The following is a 19,731-nucleotide window of genomic DNA, read 5'->3' on the forward strand; positions in this document are numbered from 1 at the left end:
AGCCGAGATGACGGCCAGCGTGGTGATCACCGGTATGGGCGTGGTCACGCCGGCGGGATGCCGGCTCGACGAATTCTGGGCGGTACTGCGGGCGGGCCGTTCGACGGCCGCCGAACTGACCGGTCTTGACGTAGCGCAGCACAAGGTACGGATCGGGTGCCGGGTCAGCGGGTTCGAGCAGCTCGACGTGCTGAACCCGAAAGAAGCACGGCGTCTTGATCCCTTCGCGCGTTACGGCGTCGCGGCCGCACTGGAGGCATACGCCGACGCGGGCTCCCCGAAACCGGACACTGACCGGGCGGCCATCGTGATCGGAAACGCCGTCGGTGGCCGGAGAACCAGCGACGACGAGACCCGAAACTACTACACCGGCGGTCCGGCCAAGGTGAACCCCTTGATGCCGTTGATAAACATGCCGAACGCCGCGGCGGCCGCGCTCACCATGAAGCTCGGCTGGCACGGACCCGCGTTGACCATCGCGTCCACATGCGCCAGCGGCGCCGACTCGATCGGCTACGCCCGAATGCTTCTGCAGACCGGCCAGGCCGATGTGGTTCTCGCCGGTGGCTGCGAGTCGATCATGACCGAGGTGACGCTGGCCGCCTTCGGAAACCTCAATGCCGTCACGACGAGCCGTAACGACACTCCGCAGATCGCGTCAAGGCCGTTCGACAAGGACCGCGACGGGTTCGTGATGGGCGAGGGCGCTGGTTTCGTCGTGCTGGAACGTGCTGAGGACGCACGGGCCAGGGGAGCGCGGATGTACGCGGAAATCGCAGGTTACGCGGCCACCAGCGACGCGTTCCACCTGTCGATGCCCGCATCGGACGGTGCCGGAGCGGTCGCCGCGATGACCAGGGCGATCAATAACGCGGGCCTGGAGACACGGGACATCGTGCACGTCAACGCGCACGGAACGTCCACACCGCACAACGACCGCGCCGAAGCGGTCGCACTGCACAAGGTTTTCGGGCCGGAGGGTCCGCCGGTGACCTCGTCGAAGGGCGTCATCGGGCATCTGATCGGAGCCGCTGGCTCGGTCGAACTGATCGCCACGGTGATGGCCATGCGCGAGGCCGTGGTTCCGCCAACCGCAAACCATGAGCACCTCGAACCGGGAATGCAGATCGACGTCGTGCACGGCAAGCCACGCAAGGTAGCAGCCGGGCCCGCGCTGTCGAACTCGTTCGGTTTCGGGGGCCACAACGCCTGTCTGGTGGTGACGCCGGTATGACACCGACCCTGTCCACGAAAACCGTCCGCAAGGTCACGGCTGAGGAGATCGCGACCTATCGCGATGTGGTCCGAAGTGGACTGTCGCAGAGCGACGGCAACGCTTCCCCGTTGCACGCGTTCGTGCTGGCCTCGCCGGTGATCGACGAGTCGGTCGGACTGATCGGCGCGGCCACCGCGGACGGCTCACCGCTCGGCCGGGTGCACCTGTCGCAGGAGATCCACGTCCAGCGGGCGATCAGGGCGGACGAGCCGGTCACGGTCGCGTTGGACGTCGTCGGCACCCGTAAGAGCCTCAAAGGCGTCCAGGTGGCGATGAAGGTCGCGCTGCTGGGCGAGGACGGTTCGCAATTCGCCGAGCTGATCACCGGCGCGATGCTCGTCGGCGCGGTCACCCCGGACACCTTCGGCCAGCTCCCACCGCACCCCGGCAAGGGCAGCACGGCCGAGCCGACCATTGTGGCGCAATCGATCGCGCGCGACACCGTGACCAAGTACGCCCATGCCTCTGGTGATTTGAACCCGATTCACTTGGACGACAACGCTGCAAGGGACGCGGGCTTCGGAAACGGCGTGATCGCACACGGAATGAGCGTGCTGGCGGTCGTGACCGAGGAGGTCATCGACCGGTACGCGGGCGGCGACGCGAGCCGTATCAAGAGCGTCGGAGCCAGGTTCTCGTCCGCGGTCCTGCCGGACACGCCACTGGAAATCGTGCTGCAGGAGGACACCGAAGACTTGCTTGCAGAGTCGAGCATCGGGACAGCCTTCGTGCGGTTCTCGTGCAAGACGCAGACCGGTCCCGCTCTCAAGAGCGGCTGGGTCGAGCTGGGGGAATGATGGCGCACACGTTCAGGGAGAGGTTCCTTTCGCAAGTCAGCCGCAGGCCGGGCGCGCCCGCGTTGGTCTGGCACGGCGAGGTCACCACGTACGGCGACCTCTACGAACTCGCTGACAAGGCAAGGGCCCGGCTCGAATGGTCCAACCTGGAGCCGGGTGAGCCGATCGGCCTGCTGGCCAAGAAGTCCCCGCAGGCGGTCGCGCTCGTGCTCGGCGCCATCCTGAGTGGCCGCCGGTTCCTGCTTCCGTCGCCCGCGCTGGCCAACTCGGCGCTGACGAGCCTGTTCGCCCAGGCAGGCTGCAAGGCCGTGTTCGCGCCAGAGGGCGAGCCGGAGTTCACACCGGATCCCTCTGCATCCGTGGCCGCGCTTGAAGTGTCCGATCTGGACGGCGTGCAGTTCATGCTCACGACATCGGGGTCGACCGGCCTGCCGAAGATCGTGCCGCTGCCACAGCAAGGGATTGACCGGTTCATCGAGTGGGCGGGCGCGGAGTTCGACATCCGGCCGGGCCGGACCGTGCTGAACTACGCGCCGCTGAACTTCGACCTGTGCCTGCTGGACGTCTGGACGACGCTCGCCCTGGGCGGCCAGGTCGTGCTCGTCGACCCGGACTACGCCGCCAACGGCAGGCATCTGCTGGACATGCTGGTCCGGCACGAGGTCAACATCATCCAGGCTGTGCCGATGTTCTTCGGCTTGCTGCTGGACATCGTGCAGCCCGCGGTGGACCGGCTGGAGTCGGTCGACCGGGTGATGTTCACCGGTGACGCGATCCCGGACCGTACGCTCGCCGAGCTGCCCAGGCTGTTCCCGAAGGCCTCGCTGCACAACATCTACGGCTGCACCGAGACCAACGACAGCTTCATCCACCACCTCGGCACGGATGCCACGCCGCCGGTCTCGATCGGAACACCGTTGCCTGGCGTGCAAACGCTCCTCCTGACCGACGCTGGCACTGTCCTAGATGGACCCGGAACCGGCGAACTCTACGTCTCGACACCGTTCCAGGCCGCCGGATATCTCGACCGAACTCGGCACACGGACAAGTTCGTGCCGCATCCGACAGGCGCCGACGACCGGCCGTGGTTCCGCTCCGGCGACCTTGTGCGGCGCGCGGAAGACGGCCGTGTCTACCTGATCGGGCGCAGTGACTTCCAGGTCAAGGTCCGTGGTGTCGCGATCAATACGGCCGAGGTCGAGCACGTCCTGCTTGAGCACCCGGCAGTGCTGGAGGCGGCGGTCGTCGCCGTGCCGGACCCGATCGCGGGCCGAAAGCTGGTCTGCGCGGTGCAACGAGCCGCGGACAGCACGCTGAACAGTCTCACGCTGCGCCAGCACTGCGCACGACGTCTTCCCCAGGCAGCCATTCCCTCGGTGATGCGCATCGTGGACAAGCCGCTGCCGAAGACATCGACCGGCAAGGTCGACCGGAACGCTTTCGGAACAAGCAAATAAGGGAAGGACGCCATGAGCAACGTAGACGCCATCAAGAAGTTCGTCATCGACGAGTTCCTGCCCGACGTGGCACCCGAGGACCTCGCCGTCGACTACGACCTGCTGGCCGACGGCGTGATCGACAGCCTCGGCCTGCTCAAGCTGATCGCGTGGGTGGAAGACCACTTCGCGCTGTCGGTGCACGACACCGACCTCGACCCGAACAACTTCCGCAGCGTGCAAGCGATCGACGAGTTCATCGAGGCCGCGCGCAGCCAGGTGGCAGGGAGCTGAGCCGTCGTGCATCCCGCGATCATTTCCTTGCTGGATCACCGCTCGGGTATCGAGCGGGAGACCTGGCGGTCGTTATGGGACCAGCTGGGTGGCGGTGACCTCGACCGAGGTGAAGCCGTTGCCCTGCTGGCCTCGCTGGCCACCCGGCTGCCCGACCACGACTCGCTGCGCAACCTGCTGGCGTCGTTGAACGAACGGCGTGAACCGGTGACCACCAGCTGGCCGGGCACCGTGAACATCGTCGGAACCGGTGGCGGGCCAAGGACATTCAACGTTTCGACGGCTTCGGCATTCGTGGCCGCGGCATTGGGTGTCAAGGTCGTCAAGACCGGTTCACGTGCCTACACGAGCAGTGTCGGCTCGATCGATTTGCTTGAGCGCCTCGGGGTCGGCCTGACACGGTCGTACCGGCACACCGAGGACACTTTGGACAAGTACGGGATCGCGTTCGCGGGACCGTTCGTCTATCCGTCCGAATTGCTCCGGATGGCCAGGGTGATCATGCCGTTGGGGCTCAAGCCGTTCGGCCGGTTCGTCAACGCGCTCGGCCCGTTCCTGGCAGCTCTTCCGGTCACGGCACAGGTTACGGGTGTGTCCGTGCACGCGCCTCAGCCGGAGTTGCGCAGGCTGGCCGCGGGCATCAAGGACCGCAAGGTCTGGCTGTGCATGAACGACTCCGGCGCGGACGAGCTGCTTGGGTTTGCTGACAACGTGATCTACACCAACGACGACACCAGCATGATCCGGCTCTGGGCCGGTCGGTTCACCTCCGACAAGGGCACTTTCGAGGACCTGGCACCGGCGCGTGATCTCGACGGCGTCGCCGACCACTTCCTTGAGGTGATCTCCGGTGAGGCCGGACCGGTCGTGACCGAGACGATCAGCCTCAACGCGGCGGCGCTTGCGGTCGCGACCGGCCAGATCGAGGACTGGGCGGACGCGTTCGACGCCGCGCAGCAAGCAGTCACCAGCGGTGCCGCACGCTCCCTTGTGGACAAAATGCGATCGCCGCAAGAGCGCAAGCTCACCCTCGTACGCAAGGCGGTATCCAATGGCTGAGTTCTTCGACCAGATCGCCGACGGCGAGCCGGGATTGGCGTTGTTCCTCAACGCGGGCGACCCGTCGCTGGACATATTGGCAGATCTCGTGTTCATGCTCGACGACGCCGGAGTGGACTGTCTTGAGCTGGCCGTGCCGTTCCCCGGCTCGGTCACCGACGGCCCGGTCATCCGGCGTTCGCACGAGCGGGCACTGGCGCTCGGCGTCGGCCTGGACGAAGTTCTCACCTTCATCTCGAACGTCCGGCCGAAGCTGCACCGGCTGCGGATCGCGTTGCTCGCCGACTGGAGCTACTCGATCAAAAGCAGGCCGATGGCCGAGGTCGTCGGCGACATCGCCGAAGCAGGCGCGGACGGCCTGCTGCTGCACGCCGTCCCACCGCGGGTGCGACCGGGTTACTACCAGGCAACCAAAGACGCGGGCCTGCCGGTCGTCACCACGTGCTACCACAAGGTCTCCACCCAGCAGGTGATGGCCGAGGCAGCCGAACACGCCTCGGCCTACCTGTACCTGGTCGCCCAGTACGGCCGCAGCGGCACCGCGCCGGCCGACGGGTTCTCCGAGCTGGCGGGCACGATCGCCGAGTTGCGGTTGGACACACACGTGCCGATCGCCGTCGGATTCGGAGTCAAGTCGCGGGCAGACGTCACGACAGTGCACGCCCTCGGGGCGGACGCGGTGATCGTCGGCTCCGCTGGAGTGGCGCGGGTCGAAGAAGCCCTCGCGTACAACCGTGACGTGGTCAGCGAATTCGCCGACTTCGTCCGGTCGGTCCACCCCGCACACACTCTCGGCACACTAAGGAGTTGACCATGATCATTCGCAGCATCGACGAAGTGAAGACCGTCGAATGGGGCAACGGGCTGTCCCGGCGCTTCCTGCTCGAAGCCGACGGTATGGGCTACACGCTGACCGACACCCTTGTCCGCGCTGGCACCAAGTCACACCTGGAATACCGTAACCACCTCGAAGCCTGCTACTGCATCGAGGGATCGGGCGAAGTGATCGACACCGAGGGCAACTCGTATCCGATCACTCCTGGCGTGATGTACGCACTTGACAAGCACGACCCGCACTGGCTGGTCGCCAGCCCGCACGAGGACCTGCGCCTGGTCTGCATGTTCACCCCGGCCCTGACGGGCAACGAGGCGCACAACCTCGACACCGACGAGTTCTCCGAATACTAAAAAGACCTCGTGAGTGGTTATCCGCGTTCTAACCCTGATAACCACTCACGAGAGGAGGCCTGCGATGATCGATTGGACTTCCGATCAGGTGGAGCTACGAGAGGGCCTTTCGGCATGGCATGAGGCCTTCTCAGCCGATCACGTCGAGAACGACGACGCCAGCGTGTTCTCGTTTGAGAAATGGAAACTGGTCGCCGAGTCGGGGATTCTCAGCCTCCCGTTCGACGAACGGTGGGGCGGGCTCGGCCAGGACCTGCTCACCACGATGTACGTCCTGGAGGGTCTCGGCGAGGGGTGCCGCGACGGCGGGCTGAACTTCTCGATCACTACGACCATCTGCAGCGTCGGGGTCCCGGTTGAGCGCTTCGGATCGCCAGCTCTCAAAGACAAATACCTGCCGAGGATCATTTCCGGCGAGGCCATCGGCGCGCACGCGATCACCGAACCCGCTGGCGGATCGGCCGCGTTGCAGATGCGTACCAAGGCCGACCGTGATGGGGATTCCTTCGTCCTCAACGGCAGCAAGACGTTCGTGAGCAACGGGCCGATTGCCGATGTGTTCATGGTCTACGCCAAGACACATCCGGACGGCGGTCCACTGGGGATCACCGCGTTCGTGGTCGAAAAGGACACTCCAGGCTTCGAGATCGGCAATCCCATCAAGAAGATGGGCCTGCGCACCTCGCCACTGTCCGAACTGTACTTCGACGACTGCCGGATCCCGGCTGCCCAGGTCTGTGGCCGGGTCGGCGGCGGGTTCCTTGTGCTCGACCATGTGATGAAGCGCGAGATCCTGTACTCGTTCATCGTCAACGTCGGCGAGATGCAGCACCGCCTGGACAAGGTCATCACGTATGCCAAGGAACGCCTGCAGTTCGGCAAGCCGATCGCGAGCTATCAGGCCGTCGCCAACAAGATCGTCGACATGAAGATCAAGCTGGAGACGTCACGCAAGTGGTTGTACGACACCGCTGAGAAACTCGTTCGCGGTGACAACGTGACCACTGACATGGCCATCGCGAAGCTGCTGACCAGTCAGGCCAATCTGGACACCAGTCTGGCCGCCGTGCAGATCTTCGGCGGCAACGGATACATGGCCGAGTACGGCCTTGAGAAGGAAGTCCGCAACGCGGTGGCTGGCACGATCTACTCGGGGACAAACGAAATCCAGTACAACCGGATCGCATCCATGCTGGGGCTGTCATGAAGAACGGATTCAAGCGGCACAAGGCCGACCGGAAGTTGTTGAAAGTGTGCGGCGCCACGACAAAGGCGGACGTCGAGCTGCTCGCTGGCGCTGGCGCGGACCTCGTCGGCCTGTGGCACGGAGTGGCCGACGGTCCGGCGGAGGTGTCCGTCGAGGAAGTCACGACGTTAGCCGAGGCGGCCAGGGCAACTGGTCGCCTCGAGCCGACCCTGGTCACGTTCCTGTCCGATGTGGAGGTTCTGCGGCAGATCATCGACCGCACCGGAATCTCCTGGGTCCAGCTGCACGCCTACCAGATGCCCGGCATGATCAGGGCGCTGAAGCAGTCCGTGTCCAGCGACCTGACCATCGTGAAGGTCCTGCACCTGAAGAACGGCAAGTGCCTGGAACGCCCGCTGATCAAGTCGTACGAGAACGCGGGCGTCGACGTGTTCCTGCTCGACGTGGTGACCGCGTCCGGCCAGATCGGCAGCACGGGCCAGCGCTTGCAGGCCAACGACGTCGCGGATCTCGTGCCCTCGTTCTCGAAGCCTTTCCTTCTGGCTGGCGGGATCTCCGCGCACAACAGCGGCGACTACGAGACGGTCGTGCAACATCCGCAGTTTCGTGGAATCGACGTGGACACGGGCGCTCGCAACAACTCTGGCAGCTTCGAGCGCAAGAACATCACCGACATCAGCCGCGGTTGGCGTACCGCACGACACGTGGAGGTCGCATGACCTTCGTGGATGCCCTCACCGGGGCGAACCGTCCGGTGATCATGGAGTTGAAGCGGCGTGATCCCAATGGCTCGGACCTATTCGGCGAGCGTTCGATCGCCGACATCTTGGCCGAGTATGTAGCCGCGGGCGCGCCGTGCATCTCCGTGGTCACCGGGCGGTGGTTCGGCGGCACGGACTCGATGCTCAGCGAGGTCGCGTCGCTCACCGACCGCCCGGTGCTGCAGAAGGACTTCATCACCCGGCGCGACCAACTGGTGAAGGCTCGTGACCTCGGTGCGTCCGCGGTCTTGTTGACAGTGGGCCTGTTACCGCGCTCAAGCGTGCCGCGACTGATAGACGGCAGTCTGGAGCTGGGATTGACGCCGTTCGTGGAAGTGACCGACGAGGCCGAGATCGACGGATTGCCAACTGCGGAGCACTGCGTTGTTGCCGTGAACAACAAGGACATCAAGAATCGGGAGCGTGGCCTAGGGGATCTCGATCGCAGTGTCCGGTTGCTGCCAGCGCTGGCGGCGAGCGGGACCCGCTGCCCGGTCAGCGCGAGCGGGATCACCAAGCCCCAGGACGCCGACCGGTTGCTCGCCGAAGGCTACCGCGGACTGCTGATCGGGACGGGCCTGTTGCGTACCACCAGCCTGACCGGCTGGCTGGCCGAATTAGACACCCTACGGACTCTACGCGCGCCGTGATTCTCCTCCTGACTACAACTAGCGGCCCGGGACGACACCTGTCTCCCGGGCCTTTGGAGTGTTTTATGAGCGACAAGACGACCTTGGTGCTTGGCGGGACCGGCAAGACGGGCACCCGGGTGACAGCAAGGCTGGAAGCGCTCGGTGTCCAAGTGCGGATCGGATCCCGGACCGCCGCGCAGCCACGGTTCGACTGGGACGACCGTGACACATGGGGGCCTGTGCTCGACGGGGTCGACAAGGCGTATGTCGTCTACGCCCCAGAGATCGCGTTCCCCGGAGCGGCCGAGACGATCGCGGACTTCTCCGCCGCCGCGGTCGACGCGGGCGTGCAGCGCCTGGTGTTGTTGTCCGGCCGTGGCGACGAAGTGCACGCGGGCGGCAGTGAACGGGCCGTGCGGGAATGCGGTGCGGAGTGGACGATCCTGCAGGCCGCGTGGTTCAACCAGAACTTCAGCGAGAGCTTCATGCTCGAACCGGTCATCCACGGCGTGATCGAACTGCCTGCCAGTGACGTGGCCGAGCCGTTCATCGACGCCGACGACATCGCGGACGTCGCCGTCGCCGCGTTGACCACCGATCACCACCTTGGCGAGACGTACGAGTTATCCGGCCCGCGGCTGCTGACGTTCGGGGATGCGGCCGCGGAGATCGGCGCGGCGGTGGGCAAAGAGGTCCGCTACGTGCCGATGACGTTCGTCGAGTACGCGCAGATGCTCAGGCAGCACGGCCTGCCACTGGCCTATGTGGAGATGTTCCGCAAGGTCCTGGATGGACGCAACTCGTACCTCAGCGACGGCGTCCAGCGGGCGCTCGGCCGCGAGCCAAGGGATTTCGGTGACTACGCGCGGAAAACCGCGGAAACGGGGATCTGGTCAGGATGACTATGTCAACAGAGAACGGCGTCGGCGGCCTGCCGGTGCACATCCACGGCTTCGCTTTGATGCACGTGGCTATGCGCAGAGACGCGCGCAGAATCGCTCAGGCAGCGCCGCATGTGACTCGTGGCAACGCTGGGCCTGTCGCTTCGTGGTTCGACCAGTTGCGCGAGGTGATCGAGTGGCACCATCGGACAGAGGATGATGTGCTCTTTCCCGCGCTGCGTAAGCGAGTGCCGGATTTCGCCGAGAAGGAGAAGGGGCTCGCACACGATCACACCGAGCTCGACCAGTCGATGCTCGAAGTGTCCAAAGCCCTGCGCGGAGATCCTCATGGGGCGTCTGCGGCGGCGTCGAGGTTCGAGAACATCCTGCTCGATCACCTCAAGGTGGAAGAACCAATCGTTTTCCCTGTGTTCGTCGACGACCTGACGCGCCAGCAGTATCTGGACATCGAGAATCAGGTGATGCGCAGCGCGGGCCCGAGTATGCGGGCTTTCCTGTTCCCGTGGCTTTTCGACGGCGTGGACAAGCGAACCGCTGCCGCGGCCGCCGCGGTGTCCATCCCGCCGCCCGTGCGGCTGATCGGTAACACCGTGCTGACTTGGCGCTACGAGCGCGTGATCGCGCCCGTAGTCGATCTCGGCCGACGTTGATCGGCTGTTCCGGTGAACTGTGCACCCGATCGAGGGAAGCCCGGTTAGCCGTCGCCGTTCGCCTGCTACCCATGAGTCCACACCAGAGAGAAGGACGAGTCCGATGCTCGCTCAACCAGGCGCCGGCCCGCAGGCCGGGCCACGCAGCAAGGCCGCCGCTCCACTGTTGTACCTGGCCACCCTCACAGTTGGACTGATGGCCGGTTTCTTCTTCGCCTTCGCCATCTTGGTGATGCCGTCGCTGGCGAAAGTCGACGACCGCGCGTTCGTCGTGGCCATGCAGAAGATCAACGAGGGCGTGCAGACCGGCGCGTTCGCGTTCGCTTTCTTCGGTGCTTTCATCTTCACCGGCGCAGCCGCGATCGTGCACCACAAGGCGGGCTACCGCACCGCCGCACGCTGGATCTTCGCCGCCACGCTGCTCTACGTGGTCGCGCTGGCGCTGACGTTCGGCGGAAACATTCCCCTGAACGACAAACTGGCCGCAGCAGGCGACCCGGCGGTTATCGCCGACTTGGCCGTCGCACGGGCCGCGTTCAACGAAGGCACCTGGAACGCGCTCAACGCCGCGCGAACGATTGCCTGCATGTTGTCGTTACTGGCACTGGTACCCGCGATCGCGCTACATGGACGCGCGACGAAGGCTCTCAAAACGGGCATTTCCTGATACGGTCGTCCGGACTGGGATCACGCGGGGCAGGGAGGAACAACAATGGAAGTGGTCAGGGCCGCGTCACTGATCGTGACAACGCTCCTGCTTGGACTGGTCTCCGGCTTTTTCTACACCTACTCCATTTCGGTGATGGTCAGTCTGCGCGGCACGGATGACCGCACGTTCGTCGACGTGATGCAGAAAATCAACCGGGATGTGCAGAATCCCCGGTTCTTCATGACCTTCATCGGCTCGGCGCTGTTCGGCATCCTCACGGTGATCCTGTTCATCGGGCAGCCGATCCAGGTTTTCGCGCCGGTGCTGGCGAGCCTGGTGCTGTACCTGATCTGTTTCGGCATCACGGTCCGTGGGAATGTGCCGATGAACGTCCGGCTCGACCGCTACGGCCCGCCGGACAAGATCGCCAATCTCGCCGGTGTCCGCAAGGAGTTCGAGGACAAGTGGGTCAGGCTCAACGGCCTCCGCGCGTGGTTCGCCACCCTCGGTTTCGGTGCCGCGATCTGGGCCCTGATCGCCAACGCCGCAGCTTGACCCTCGTGAGTGGTTAGTCGTGTTCTAACACGACTAACCACTCACGAGCGTTTTCCAGGCATATTGCGGGGTTCTTGCGGGTGGCTCGGTACAACTGAGCCATGGATCAGCGGTATTGGCTAACCCGCGCGGCTGACTTCGCCGCCTCCTGGGCCGAGCAGTTCGGCCCGGTGCAGCCACACGCGTCCCATCAAGTGTCCGACGACCAGTTCGGCGTGGTGTTCGAACAGTTCACCAAACGCCTGGAGAACAACTACCCGTTCTTCCACCCGCGATACGCCGGACAGATGGTGAAACCACCACACCCGGCCGCGATCGTCGGCTACCTCACGGCCATGCAGTTCAACCCGAACAACCATGCCCAAGAAGGTGGGCCGGCCACCACGGAAATGGAGCGCGAATGCGTCGCCGCGCTCGCCGAAATGGTTGGCTTCGACCCACACGTAGGCCATCTGACGACCAGCGGAACGATGGCAAACCTAGAAGCGCTGTACGTGGCTCGGCAATTGCACCCTGGCAAGGGAATCGCGTTCAGCTCGGAATGTCATTACACGCATGAGCGTATGTGCCATGTGCTCGGAATTCAAGGACACCGCCTCCCTGTGGACGCAGTTGGACGTGTCGATCTGGACGCCGTAGAGCATGTCCTGCACACCGGCCGCGTCGGAACCATTGTGGCCACAACAGGAACAACCGGCCTCGGCGCCGTCGACCAAGTCCACGAAATCGTTGCCCTGGCCCGAAATTACGGCGCCCGGGTACACGTGGACGCGGCCTACGGCGGCTTCTACAGCATCCTGGGCCGTGCGGCACTGGAAATCGACCCACGCCCATGGCGTGCAATCGCGTCCTGTGACTCGGTTGCGGTTGACCCGCACAAGCACGGTCTGCAGCCATACGGTTGCGGCGCAGTGCTTTTCGCTGACCCACGGGCAGGAAAGCACTTGTCGCACGACTCGCCGTACACGTACTTCACTGACTCGCAGCTGCATTTGGGCGAGATCAGCCTGGAATGCTCACGTGCGGGCGCGTCCGCGGCGGCGCTCTGGCTGACCTTGCAACTGCTGCCGCTGACTCCATCAGGTTTCGGCGCCATCCTGGCAGCCAACCGTCGCGCGGCAGTCACCTGGGCATCTGCGATCTCGGCATCTTCGGAGCTTTCGCTGTACCAGCAGCCGGAACTGGACATCGTGACCTACTTCCCATCGGACACCCACATGTCCACAGTGGATGCTCGCTCGGACGCCTTGCTGCGCGCGGGAATGGCGGCCGAAGACGACCCGGTCTACCTGAGCTTGCTGCGCACGGACGGTTCAGCTTTCCGACGGCGTCACCCGCAAGTCGTGCAAGACACGGATTCTGCCCGTGTGCTGAGAAGTGTCCTGATGAAGCCGGAATCAGAGGCCTATGTGGACACATTGCACGCCCGTGTCGAAGAACTCGCCGCTCGAGTCTGAAGGGAAAGGTCGTGTCCGAAGCTCAGTTGGCAACCGCAGCCGACACCGAGGTGCTGGCCAAAATGCTCGCCGACGCGTTCCATGAGGACGCGATGACCCGCTGGATAACACCGGAAGAAGACCGTAGAGCAACAGTCCTGCCAGCGTTCTTCCGCGAGTTCCTGGACATTTCGTTGCCATACAACGGTGTCTACACAAACTCCACATTGGACGCGGCACTGTTGTTCCTGCCGCCAGGTGCATGGGAAGAAACCGAAACCCGACACTTGGAACTGGCCGGGCGCTTCACGGAGATCCTGGGCCAGGACGCGGAGCGAATGGCAACAATCTCAGGCCTGCAAACAATCCACCACCCAACCGGCCGTCAGCACTACTACCTGTCCTTCGCGGGAGTCAGCCCATCCGCTCAGCGAACCGGCACAATGTCGGCACTGTTCGACACCCTGATCGCACGGATCGACGCCGACCGAGTGGCGGCGTACACAGAGGCAAGCTCGCAAGGCGGCCTCGCACTGTCGCGCCGTTATGGCTTCCTCCCAGTAGGAACGACGATCTCCATCCCAGGTGGACCAAGCCTGCAACCGATGTGGCGGGAACCCCAATGAGCGCGGTGCTGATCTGGACAGCGGCCGAAGTCGACGACGGCAAGGTGCCTGCGGAGTACCTGCCCCACGTGCGGCAAGTGCTGGAGTGGTCGCGGGAATACCTCGTGAACTCAAACCCCGACCTCGGCCGCAGCGGTCCAGTGTGTCCATACACGCAGCCGTCCTTACGCAAAGGCCTGTACTACTTAGCGGCTCCGACCACTTCGGACGTTGATGAAGCGATCCGTGCTCTGCGAGAGCAGTACACGGCCCTGTCGGCAGGTTTGTCCCCAGACGACCAGGAACTGCTGACAATCCTGTTGGCATTGCCACACTTGGACTACACAGACTCGACCGAGTTGGACGATCTGCAACGGGCAGCGAAGGATTCGTTCGTCGCAGGTGGACTGATGATAGGTCAATTCCACCCGGTCTGCGACGAACCCGGGCTATGGAACGCGCAGTTCAAGGCCTTGCGGGCCCCGTTGCCGTTGCTCGCGATCCGCAAGCTTGTGGTGTTCGACCTGCCCTTCGTGATCGACACAGACGCGCACGCCGAGAGCTACCTTTCCCGTTTCGCGCCGGATATTCCAACCCGAATCCGTGACCAACTGGTCAAACGGGTAGCCAGCCCAGTGGTGGGGTGAATCATGGCAAGGATAAGAGCCCGCGTAACCCAAGCCCTGTGGATGACCCGCCGTTCGCCCAGGCCGATCGAACCTCGGCCCGTGCCGATCCGCGACTCAGTAGCCGCAGACCTAGCCGCAAGCGGCCGGTGGTGAGAACAATGGCCTTGGACATCAGATGGCTCACGGTTTCGGGCATTCCGGTAGCGATGGCAACGGCAGGGAAGACAATCCCGCTCCGCCCTGTTCACCCGACGCCACGGACATCAGCATCTGGTGGCCTCACGTCACCGGCAAGACCCGTCACCCCGGGGACCCCCCAATTTCCATTCAACACCAGGGGTACGACAGTTTCGGGCGGACCGAGAGTCGCGCCAGCACTCGGGTTCGCTGCCCTGACCGCGGCCATCATCGCCTGGGCCCTCCGAGACCACGCACGTTTCCTCCCCACCGGAGCCTTCGTCCCACGGCACGCCTTACTCACCAACGGCCATCACGCCACCGACTACGTGCCCCCGGCCCCGGTCACCGGTGAAGCCGTCATCAACTATCCCGGCCTGATCATGCTCGCCATCCACCTGACCGCGGCCGGGATTCTCGCGGCCGCGTGGCTGGTCCGGCGGCACGTCCGCGATCAGGTCAAAGCGAGACTTTCCTTTGCTGTCCTCGGGTCCTTGACCGCGGGCCTGGTGACGATACCGGTCGCCGCGATCACGCTGGGGAACGCGATCTTGTTCACCGGCACGCTGGCGGCCGCGATGACGGTGCTGCAGTACACCTTCGTGCTCGTCGTCGCCGGAACAACGCTGTTCGGCGTTCCGTAGAAGAAAAGAGGTATACGGATGCTCAACCGTAGAGGCACCTTGAAACTGGGCGCTGCTGGTGGCGTGGCGCTGGCCCTGCCGGCGGAGCGTCTCATGGCCGCGGTGGTCGGCAGCCCGCCGCAGACCAAGCCGTTCACCCGCGAACTCCCCATTCCGCCGGTACTGTCCCCTGTGTACTCGGACCGGTCGACGGACTACTACGAACTCTCGGTCAAACCCGGCGTCGCGGAGATCCTGCCGGGCATGCCGACCGAGGTGATCACGTACAACGGCAGCTTCCCCGGACCAACCATCAAAGCCAAGCGCGGTCGTTCGGTGAAAGTCGCCGTGACCAACCGCCTGCAAACCCCGAGCGCGGTGCACCTGCACGGCGGGATCGTGCCGCAGGACAGCGACGGCCATCCGCTGGACGTGATCCAGCCGGGCCACTCGCGGATCTACCATTACCCGAACGACCAGCGCGCCTCAACATTGTGGTACCACGACCACGCCCATCACTTGGAAGCCGAACAGATCTACAAAGGACTCTGCGGCCTCTACCTGATCGAGGACAAGCAAGCGGCGCCGATGTTGCCGCGTGGGCAATTCGACATCCCGCTGATGTTCCGTGACGTGGCGCTCGACGACCACGGCCAACTGCTGTGGGCGATGTTCGACGCCCAGCGCCGCAGCACAGTTCTGGTGAACGGTGTGCCCCAACCAGTTCTGCGAGTCCGGCGCCGCAAGTACCGGCTGCGTTTGGTGAACACGTCGAACGAGCGCATGTTCTCGTTCCGGCTGAGCAACGGCGGCGAATTCGTCCAGGTCGCCACGGACGGAGGCCTGCTCGCCAGGCCGATACGTCGGACGGAGATCTCGCTGTGGCCAGCGGAGCGCGTCGAGGTCGTCGTCGACTTCGCCAAAGCGCAAGGCGGCAGCGAGATCATGCTGCTCAACGCCCAAGGAACGGCGCCGGAGAACACCGAGATCATGCGGTTCGAGGTGATCGACAGCATCCGTAAGGACATGCCGGACTCCGACGACAGCTCGGTGCCGCAGCAGCTCAGCATCCTGCCCGCGATCGGCGCGCCGGTGATGATGACCAGGAAGGTCGTGCTGAGCTTCGACTTCAAGAACCTGGTCTTCCTGATCAACGGCAAAGCCTACGACCCATATCGCACGGACTTCACGGTCAAACGGGGAAGTACGGAAATATGGGAGGTCACCAACGCCGATCCCGATCCGATCCCGCACTCGCTGCACGTGCACGTCGTGCAGTTCCGCGTGCTCGACCGCAACGGCAGGTCGGTGGAGCCGTGGGAGGCGTACCCGAAGGACACGGTGTCGATCGCGTCCGGCGAGACCGTCCGGCTGCTGATCAAGTTCGACGCGCCGTACACCGGCGTCTTCCCGTTCCATTGCCATTTCGTCGACCACTCGTCAGTGGCGATGATGGCGCAGATGAAGATCGTCGCGTGACGGGGTCCAACATGGACTAGGGTTGGGGTGCATGGCGAGGTATTTCGATGTGCACCCCGACAATCCCCAGCGGCGATCCATCCAGCAGGTCGTCGAGTTGTTGCGGCAGGACGGGCTGATCGCCTACCCGACGGACTCCTGTTTCGCCCTCGGCTGCCAGCTGGGAAACAGGGACGGGATCGACCGGATCAGGCAGATAAGGCACCTTGACGACCGCCACCACTTCACCCTGGTGTGCCAGGACTTCGCCCAGCTCGGCCAGTTCGTGTACGTCGACAACGACGTATTCCGCGCGATCAAAGCAGTGACCCCAGGCAGCTACACGTTCATCCTGCCCGCGACGAAGGAAGTCCCGCGCCGCATGCAGCACCCGAAGAAGAAAACGGTCGGAGTGCGCATCCCAGACCACACGGTGGCGCAAGCGCTGCTCGCGGAACTCGGCGAGCCCCTGCTGTCCAGCACGCTCCTGCTGCCCGACCAGGAAGAACCAATGACTCAGGGCTGGGAAATCAAAGAACGCCTTGACAACGTGATCGACGCGGTGATCGACTCCGGCGAATGCGGCACGGTGCCGACAACGGTGATCGACTTCTCGCAGGGTGAGCCGGAGATCATCCGAGAAGGCGCAGGCGACGTCTCCCGCTTCGTGTGAAGCATCACTGACCGAGGAGCTGGTCCAGCTTGTGAGGCCAGTCGGCGTCGGCCAGGTCGGTCGCGACCAGCAGATCCCGCCAGTCGGTCTCGGCGAGCTCGATGGCGCGGTGCGGTGAGCCGCCACCGGCAAGCAGGACGACAGCCGCCTGCAGCCGTTCGCTGCTGAACATCGCATCGCCAGGGTGCCGCGCGGCGAGTTCGGCCAGCAGCTTGAGCACGTGATCGGCGGACGCCCCGAAGTCGCGCCGGATAAGCCTGGTCAACCGCGGTTCGGAAATTGCCACGAGAAGATTCTGGGGCAGAATGTCGAAGGCTGTCAGCGGGCTCCGACTCATCCGTGAAGGTGCCGCAGCCGCGACACCGCCGAGAGGAGTGACCACGTGAAGTACCTGCTGATCATGAACATCAACCCGGCGACGATGGCGACTCTCACCGAGGAGGAGCGCGAGGCGATCGGGGCAGGCCACCAGAAATTCATGGACACGATCACCGAAACCGGCGAGATGATCGTGACCCAAGCCCTGGCGGACCCGTCGAACACCTTGACGGTCCAGACCAAGAATGGCGTCCAGGTCGTCACCGACGGACCGTACATCGAGGCCAAGGAGTTCATGGGTGGCTTCTACCTGGTCGAATGCGAGTCCAAGGAGCGCGCGGTCGAGCTCGCGAAAATGATCCCGGACACCAAGCATGATGGGTTCGGTGTCGAGGTACGCCCGGTGATGTTCTCCCACGGGCTGGAGATGTGACGACAAAGCACGAGGACCTGCTGCGTCAACTGGCGCCGCAGGTCCTCGGCGTGCTTGTGCGCAAATATGCCCAGTTCGACGCGTGCGAGGACGCTGTGCAGGAAGCGTTGCTTGCGGCGAGCGTGCAGTGGAATGAGGTGCCGGACAACCCGAAGGCGTGGTTGATCACAGTCGCTTCCCGCAGGTTGACCGACCAGTGGCGCAGTGAGCAGGCGAGGCGCAAACGCGAGACGCTCGCGGTCACGCAGGAGCCGAGCACGCCGAGCGAAACCCAAGATCAGGATGACACCCTCAAGCTGCTCTTCCTCTGCTGCCACCCGGATCTGTCGCCGTCGTCCCAGGTCGCGTTGACCCTCAGAGCCGTCGGCGGCTTGACCACGGGACAGATCGCGACGGCGTTCATGGTTCCCGAGCCCACGATGGGCCAACGGATCAGTAGGGCCAAACAGAAGATCAAGGACATTCCGGAGCCGGAGTGGACTGAGCGGCTGCCGGTGGTCCTGCACGTGCTCTACCTGATCTTCAACGAGGGCTACACCGCCTCATCCGGCCCTGACCTGCAGAGTGTCGAGCTCACGAGCGAAGCGATCCGGCTGACCAGGACCGTGCACGCGCTCACCAACGACGGCGAAGTAGCGGGGCTGTTGGCGCTGATGCTGCTCACCGATGCCCGCCGCAAAGCCAGGACGGGGCCGGACGGCGAGCTCATCCCGCTGGCCGAGCAGGACCGGGAGCTCTGGAACCAGCAAGAGATCGCCGAGGGCACGAAGCTGATCGACGACGCCATGGCGCAGCACCCGATTGGTCCGTACCAGCTGCAAGCCGCCATCGCCGCGTTGCACGACGAGGCTAAGTCCCCTGAGGACACTGACTGGCCGCAAATCCTTGTCCTCTACAAGATCCTGTCACGGATGCAGCCCAACCCGATGGTCACCTTGAACCACGCGATTGCGTTGTCCATGGTGGACGGACCGGACGAAGCTCTCGCCATGCTGGCTACATTGGACGGAGACACGCGACTGTCCAAACACCACCGACTGGACGCGGTCAAGGCACACCTCAACGAGATGGCAGGCGACCTGGACGCCGCCCACGCGGCATACCTACGGGCCGCCAAGCGCACCAGCAGCATCCCCGAGCAGCGCTACTTGTCAGCCAAAGCCGCGAACTGCTTGAGCAAATCGGCTGTCCTGAAAGGCTCGTCGAACCAGAACAAGTGACTGGCGTCCTGCAACAGTTCCAACCGGGCGCCTGGGATCAGTGAAGCGATGTGCTCCCCGTTGCGCACGGGCATTCCCGCGTCCCCTGTGCCGTGGATGACCTGCACCTTCGCATTCAACGAGGGCAAGCGAGCGCTAGTGTCGTGACGCTGGGCAGCCTCCCATTGCATCAGCACGACAGGAACCGGCACACGCTGCGACAAACTGATCGATACGTAGTCCTCGTACGGCATGACGAACCGTGGCGAGAGATTCATCTCATAGGCGGTCTTCAGCGCGTGGTCCGCGTCCCTTGTGGACATCGCCGCGATGGCGCGCCGGACCGTTTCGCCCAGCGACACGTCTGGACCACCCGCCCAACTACACCCGATCGTGGCGGTACGCACGAGCGCGCCGTGCCGCAGCAGGAGTTCCTGGGTGACCATGCCGCCCATCGAAATGCCGAAGACATGCGCGCTTGACCAGCCGACACCCCTGATCACACCCGCCGCGTCGTCGGCGAGGTCGGACATCGTGAACTGCCCGTCCGCCCAGCTGCTCTCGCCGATCCCTCTGTGGTTGTACGCCACAACATCGAAATGCGGCTCGAGCAGGGAAAGGAACTCCTCGCCCCACATCCCGTTGTGCCCGCTCATCCCTTGGATCAGCAGCAACGGCTCGCCTTGACCGCGCCGGATGTACGAGAACCGGCGCCCGTCGAATTCCACCTTCTGCATAAGCCCACTATGACCGAGCAACCATACAAGTCGCTTG

The 19,731-nt window shown here is 64.2% G+C and carries 24 protein-coding genes; 22 read left to right on the forward strand and 2 right to left on the reverse strand.

Annotated elements, in window-relative coordinates; translation table 11 throughout:
- The first annotated feature begins 7 nt into the window (after nucleotides 1–7).
- The 20 genes from LWC34_RS01275 (at nucleotide 8) to LWC34_RS01370 (ending at nucleotide 17,007) form a co-directional block, all read left to right on the forward strand.
- Nucleotides 8–1,234, forward strand: coding sequence for a beta-ketoacyl-[acyl-carrier-protein] synthase family protein (locus LWC34_RS01275; RefSeq protein ID WP_233722543.1), 1,227 nt, complete (start codon nucleotides 8–10; stop codon nucleotides 1,232–1,234).
- Nucleotides 1,231–2,073: a MaoC/PaaZ C-terminal domain-containing protein gene (locus LWC34_RS01280; RefSeq protein WP_233722544.1), complete on the forward strand. Its 843-nt coding sequence runs from the start codon at nucleotides 1,231–1,233 to the stop codon at nucleotides 2,071–2,073. Before LWC34_RS01275 ends, LWC34_RS01280 begins: the two co-directional genes overlap by 4 nt.
- The gene (locus LWC34_RS01285) at nucleotides 2,073–3,530 is read left to right on the forward strand and encodes an AMP-binding protein (protein WP_233722545.1); all 1,458 of its coding nucleotides are present in this window, start codon (nucleotides 2,073–2,075) and stop codon (nucleotides 3,528–3,530) included. Before LWC34_RS01280 ends, LWC34_RS01285 begins: the two co-directional genes overlap by 1 nt.
- 12 nt (nucleotides 3,531–3,542) lie before the next feature.
- The gene (locus tag LWC34_RS01290) at nucleotides 3,543–3,803 is read left to right on the forward strand and encodes an acyl carrier protein (RefSeq protein ID WP_233722546.1); all 261 of its coding nucleotides are present in this window, start codon (nucleotides 3,543–3,545) and stop codon (nucleotides 3,801–3,803) included.
- A 6-nt stretch (nucleotides 3,804–3,809) separates the two neighbouring features.
- Nucleotides 3,810–4,862, forward strand: coding sequence for an anthranilate phosphoribosyltransferase (locus tag LWC34_RS01295; protein ID WP_233722547.1), 1,053 nt, complete (start codon nucleotides 3,810–3,812; stop codon nucleotides 4,860–4,862).
- Entirely contained in the window at nucleotides 4,855–5,673 is an 819-nt protein-coding gene (gene trpA / locus LWC34_RS01300) for a tryptophan synthase subunit alpha (RefSeq protein WP_233722548.1), read from the forward strand. Before LWC34_RS01295 ends, trpA begins: the two co-directional genes overlap by 8 nt.
- 2 nt (nucleotides 5,674–5,675) lie before the next feature.
- Nucleotides 5,676–6,050 carry an ectoine synthase gene (locus LWC34_RS01305; protein ID WP_233722549.1) on the forward strand — a complete coding sequence of 125 codons (375 nt, stop codon included), beginning with the start codon at nucleotides 5,676–5,678 and terminating at the stop codon, nucleotides 6,048–6,050.
- A gap of 64 nt (nucleotides 6,051–6,114) precedes the next feature.
- On the forward strand, nucleotides 6,115–7,257 hold the full coding sequence (locus LWC34_RS01310) for an acyl-CoA dehydrogenase family protein (protein WP_233722550.1): 1,143 nt from the start codon (nucleotides 6,115–6,117) through the stop codon (nucleotides 7,255–7,257).
- The gene (locus LWC34_RS01315) at nucleotides 7,254–7,976 is read left to right on the forward strand and encodes a phosphoribosylanthranilate isomerase (RefSeq protein ID WP_233722551.1); all 723 of its coding nucleotides are present in this window, start codon (nucleotides 7,254–7,256) and stop codon (nucleotides 7,974–7,976) included. The genes LWC34_RS01310 and LWC34_RS01315 overlap by 4 nt, the downstream gene beginning before the upstream one ends.
- Nucleotides 7,973–8,668: a beta/alpha barrel domain-containing protein gene (locus LWC34_RS01320; protein WP_233722552.1), complete on the forward strand. Its 696-nt coding sequence runs from the start codon at nucleotides 7,973–7,975 to the stop codon at nucleotides 8,666–8,668. Before LWC34_RS01315 ends, LWC34_RS01320 begins: the two co-directional genes overlap by 4 nt.
- A 65-nt stretch (nucleotides 8,669–8,733) precedes the next feature.
- Nucleotides 8,734–9,552: an NmrA family NAD(P)-binding protein gene (locus LWC34_RS01325; RefSeq protein WP_233722553.1), complete on the forward strand. Its 819-nt coding sequence runs from the start codon at nucleotides 8,734–8,736 to the stop codon at nucleotides 9,550–9,552.
- Nucleotides 9,553–9,554: 2 nt separating this feature from the next.
- On the forward strand, nucleotides 9,555–10,202 hold the full coding sequence (locus LWC34_RS01330) for a hemerythrin domain-containing protein (RefSeq protein WP_233722554.1): 648 nt from the start codon (nucleotides 9,555–9,557) through the stop codon (nucleotides 10,200–10,202).
- 103 nt (nucleotides 10,203–10,305) lie between these two features.
- Entirely contained in the window at nucleotides 10,306–10,869 is a 564-nt protein-coding gene (locus LWC34_RS01335) for an anthrone oxygenase family protein (protein ID WP_233722555.1), read from the forward strand.
- Between the two features lie 45 nt (nucleotides 10,870–10,914).
- Nucleotides 10,915–11,406 (forward strand): anthrone oxygenase family protein, encoded by a 492-nt coding sequence (locus LWC34_RS01340; RefSeq protein ID WP_233722556.1) that lies wholly within the window; start codon nucleotides 10,915–10,917, stop codon nucleotides 11,404–11,406.
- Nucleotides 11,407–11,507: 101 nt separating this feature from the next.
- Complete coding sequence (locus tag LWC34_RS01345) at nucleotides 11,508–12,863, forward strand: pyridoxal phosphate-dependent decarboxylase family protein (protein ID WP_233722557.1); 1,356 nt, start codon at nucleotides 11,508–11,510, stop codon at nucleotides 12,861–12,863.
- 11 nt (nucleotides 12,864–12,874) lie between these two features.
- Complete coding sequence (locus LWC34_RS01350) at nucleotides 12,875–13,468, forward strand: N-acetyltransferase (RefSeq protein ID WP_233722558.1); 594 nt, start codon at nucleotides 12,875–12,877, stop codon at nucleotides 13,466–13,468.
- Nucleotides 13,465–14,094: a DUF6875 domain-containing protein gene (locus tag LWC34_RS01355; protein ID WP_233722559.1), complete on the forward strand. Its 630-nt coding sequence runs from the start codon at nucleotides 13,465–13,467 to the stop codon at nucleotides 14,092–14,094. Before LWC34_RS01350 ends, LWC34_RS01355 begins: the two co-directional genes overlap by 4 nt.
- 488 nt (nucleotides 14,095–14,582) lie before the next feature.
- On the forward strand, nucleotides 14,583–14,897 hold the full coding sequence (locus LWC34_RS01360; RefSeq protein WP_233722560.1) for a hypothetical protein: 315 nt from the start codon (nucleotides 14,583–14,585) through the stop codon (nucleotides 14,895–14,897).
- An 18-nt stretch (nucleotides 14,898–14,915) separates the two neighbouring features.
- Complete coding sequence (locus LWC34_RS01365; protein ID WP_233722561.1) at nucleotides 14,916–16,355, forward strand: multicopper oxidase family protein; 1,440 nt, start codon at nucleotides 14,916–14,918, stop codon at nucleotides 16,353–16,355.
- 31 nt (nucleotides 16,356–16,386) lie between these two features.
- Nucleotides 16,387–17,007 carry an L-threonylcarbamoyladenylate synthase gene (locus tag LWC34_RS01370; protein WP_233722562.1) on the forward strand — a complete coding sequence of 207 codons (621 nt, stop codon included), beginning with the start codon at nucleotides 16,387–16,389 and terminating at the stop codon, nucleotides 17,005–17,007.
- A gap of 4 nt (nucleotides 17,008–17,011) precedes the next feature.
- Here the strand turns inward: LWC34_RS01370 and LWC34_RS01375 are convergent, their stop codons facing one another.
- Nucleotides 17,012–17,293, reverse strand: a complete 282-nt coding sequence (locus LWC34_RS01375) for a hypothetical protein (RefSeq protein ID WP_233722563.1) — start codon at nucleotides 17,291–17,293, stop codon at nucleotides 17,012–17,014.
- Between the two features lie 96 nt (nucleotides 17,294–17,389).
- Here LWC34_RS01375 and LWC34_RS01380 point away from each other — a divergent pair, with 96 nt between their 5' ends.
- Entirely contained in the window at nucleotides 17,390–17,758 is a 369-nt protein-coding gene (locus tag LWC34_RS01380; RefSeq protein WP_233722564.1) for a YciI family protein, read from the forward strand.
- Nucleotides 17,755–18,978, forward strand: a complete 1,224-nt coding sequence (locus LWC34_RS01385; RefSeq protein WP_233722565.1) for an RNA polymerase sigma factor — start codon at nucleotides 17,755–17,757, stop codon at nucleotides 18,976–18,978. The genes LWC34_RS01380 and LWC34_RS01385 overlap by 4 nt, the downstream gene beginning before the upstream one ends.
- Here LWC34_RS01385 and LWC34_RS01390 read toward each other — a convergent pair.
- Complete coding sequence (locus tag LWC34_RS01390; RefSeq protein WP_233722566.1) at nucleotides 18,903–19,694, reverse strand: alpha/beta fold hydrolase; 792 nt, start codon at nucleotides 19,692–19,694, stop codon at nucleotides 18,903–18,905. The two genes, LWC34_RS01385 and LWC34_RS01390, sit on opposite strands and share 76 nt — an antisense overlap.
- Nucleotides 19,695–19,731: the final 37 nt, after the last annotated feature.

It is taken from the genome of Kibdelosporangium philippinense, assembly GCF_021390435.2.
Lineage (GTDB): Bacteria > Actinomycetota > Actinomycetes > Mycobacteriales > Pseudonocardiaceae > Kibdelosporangium > Kibdelosporangium philippinense.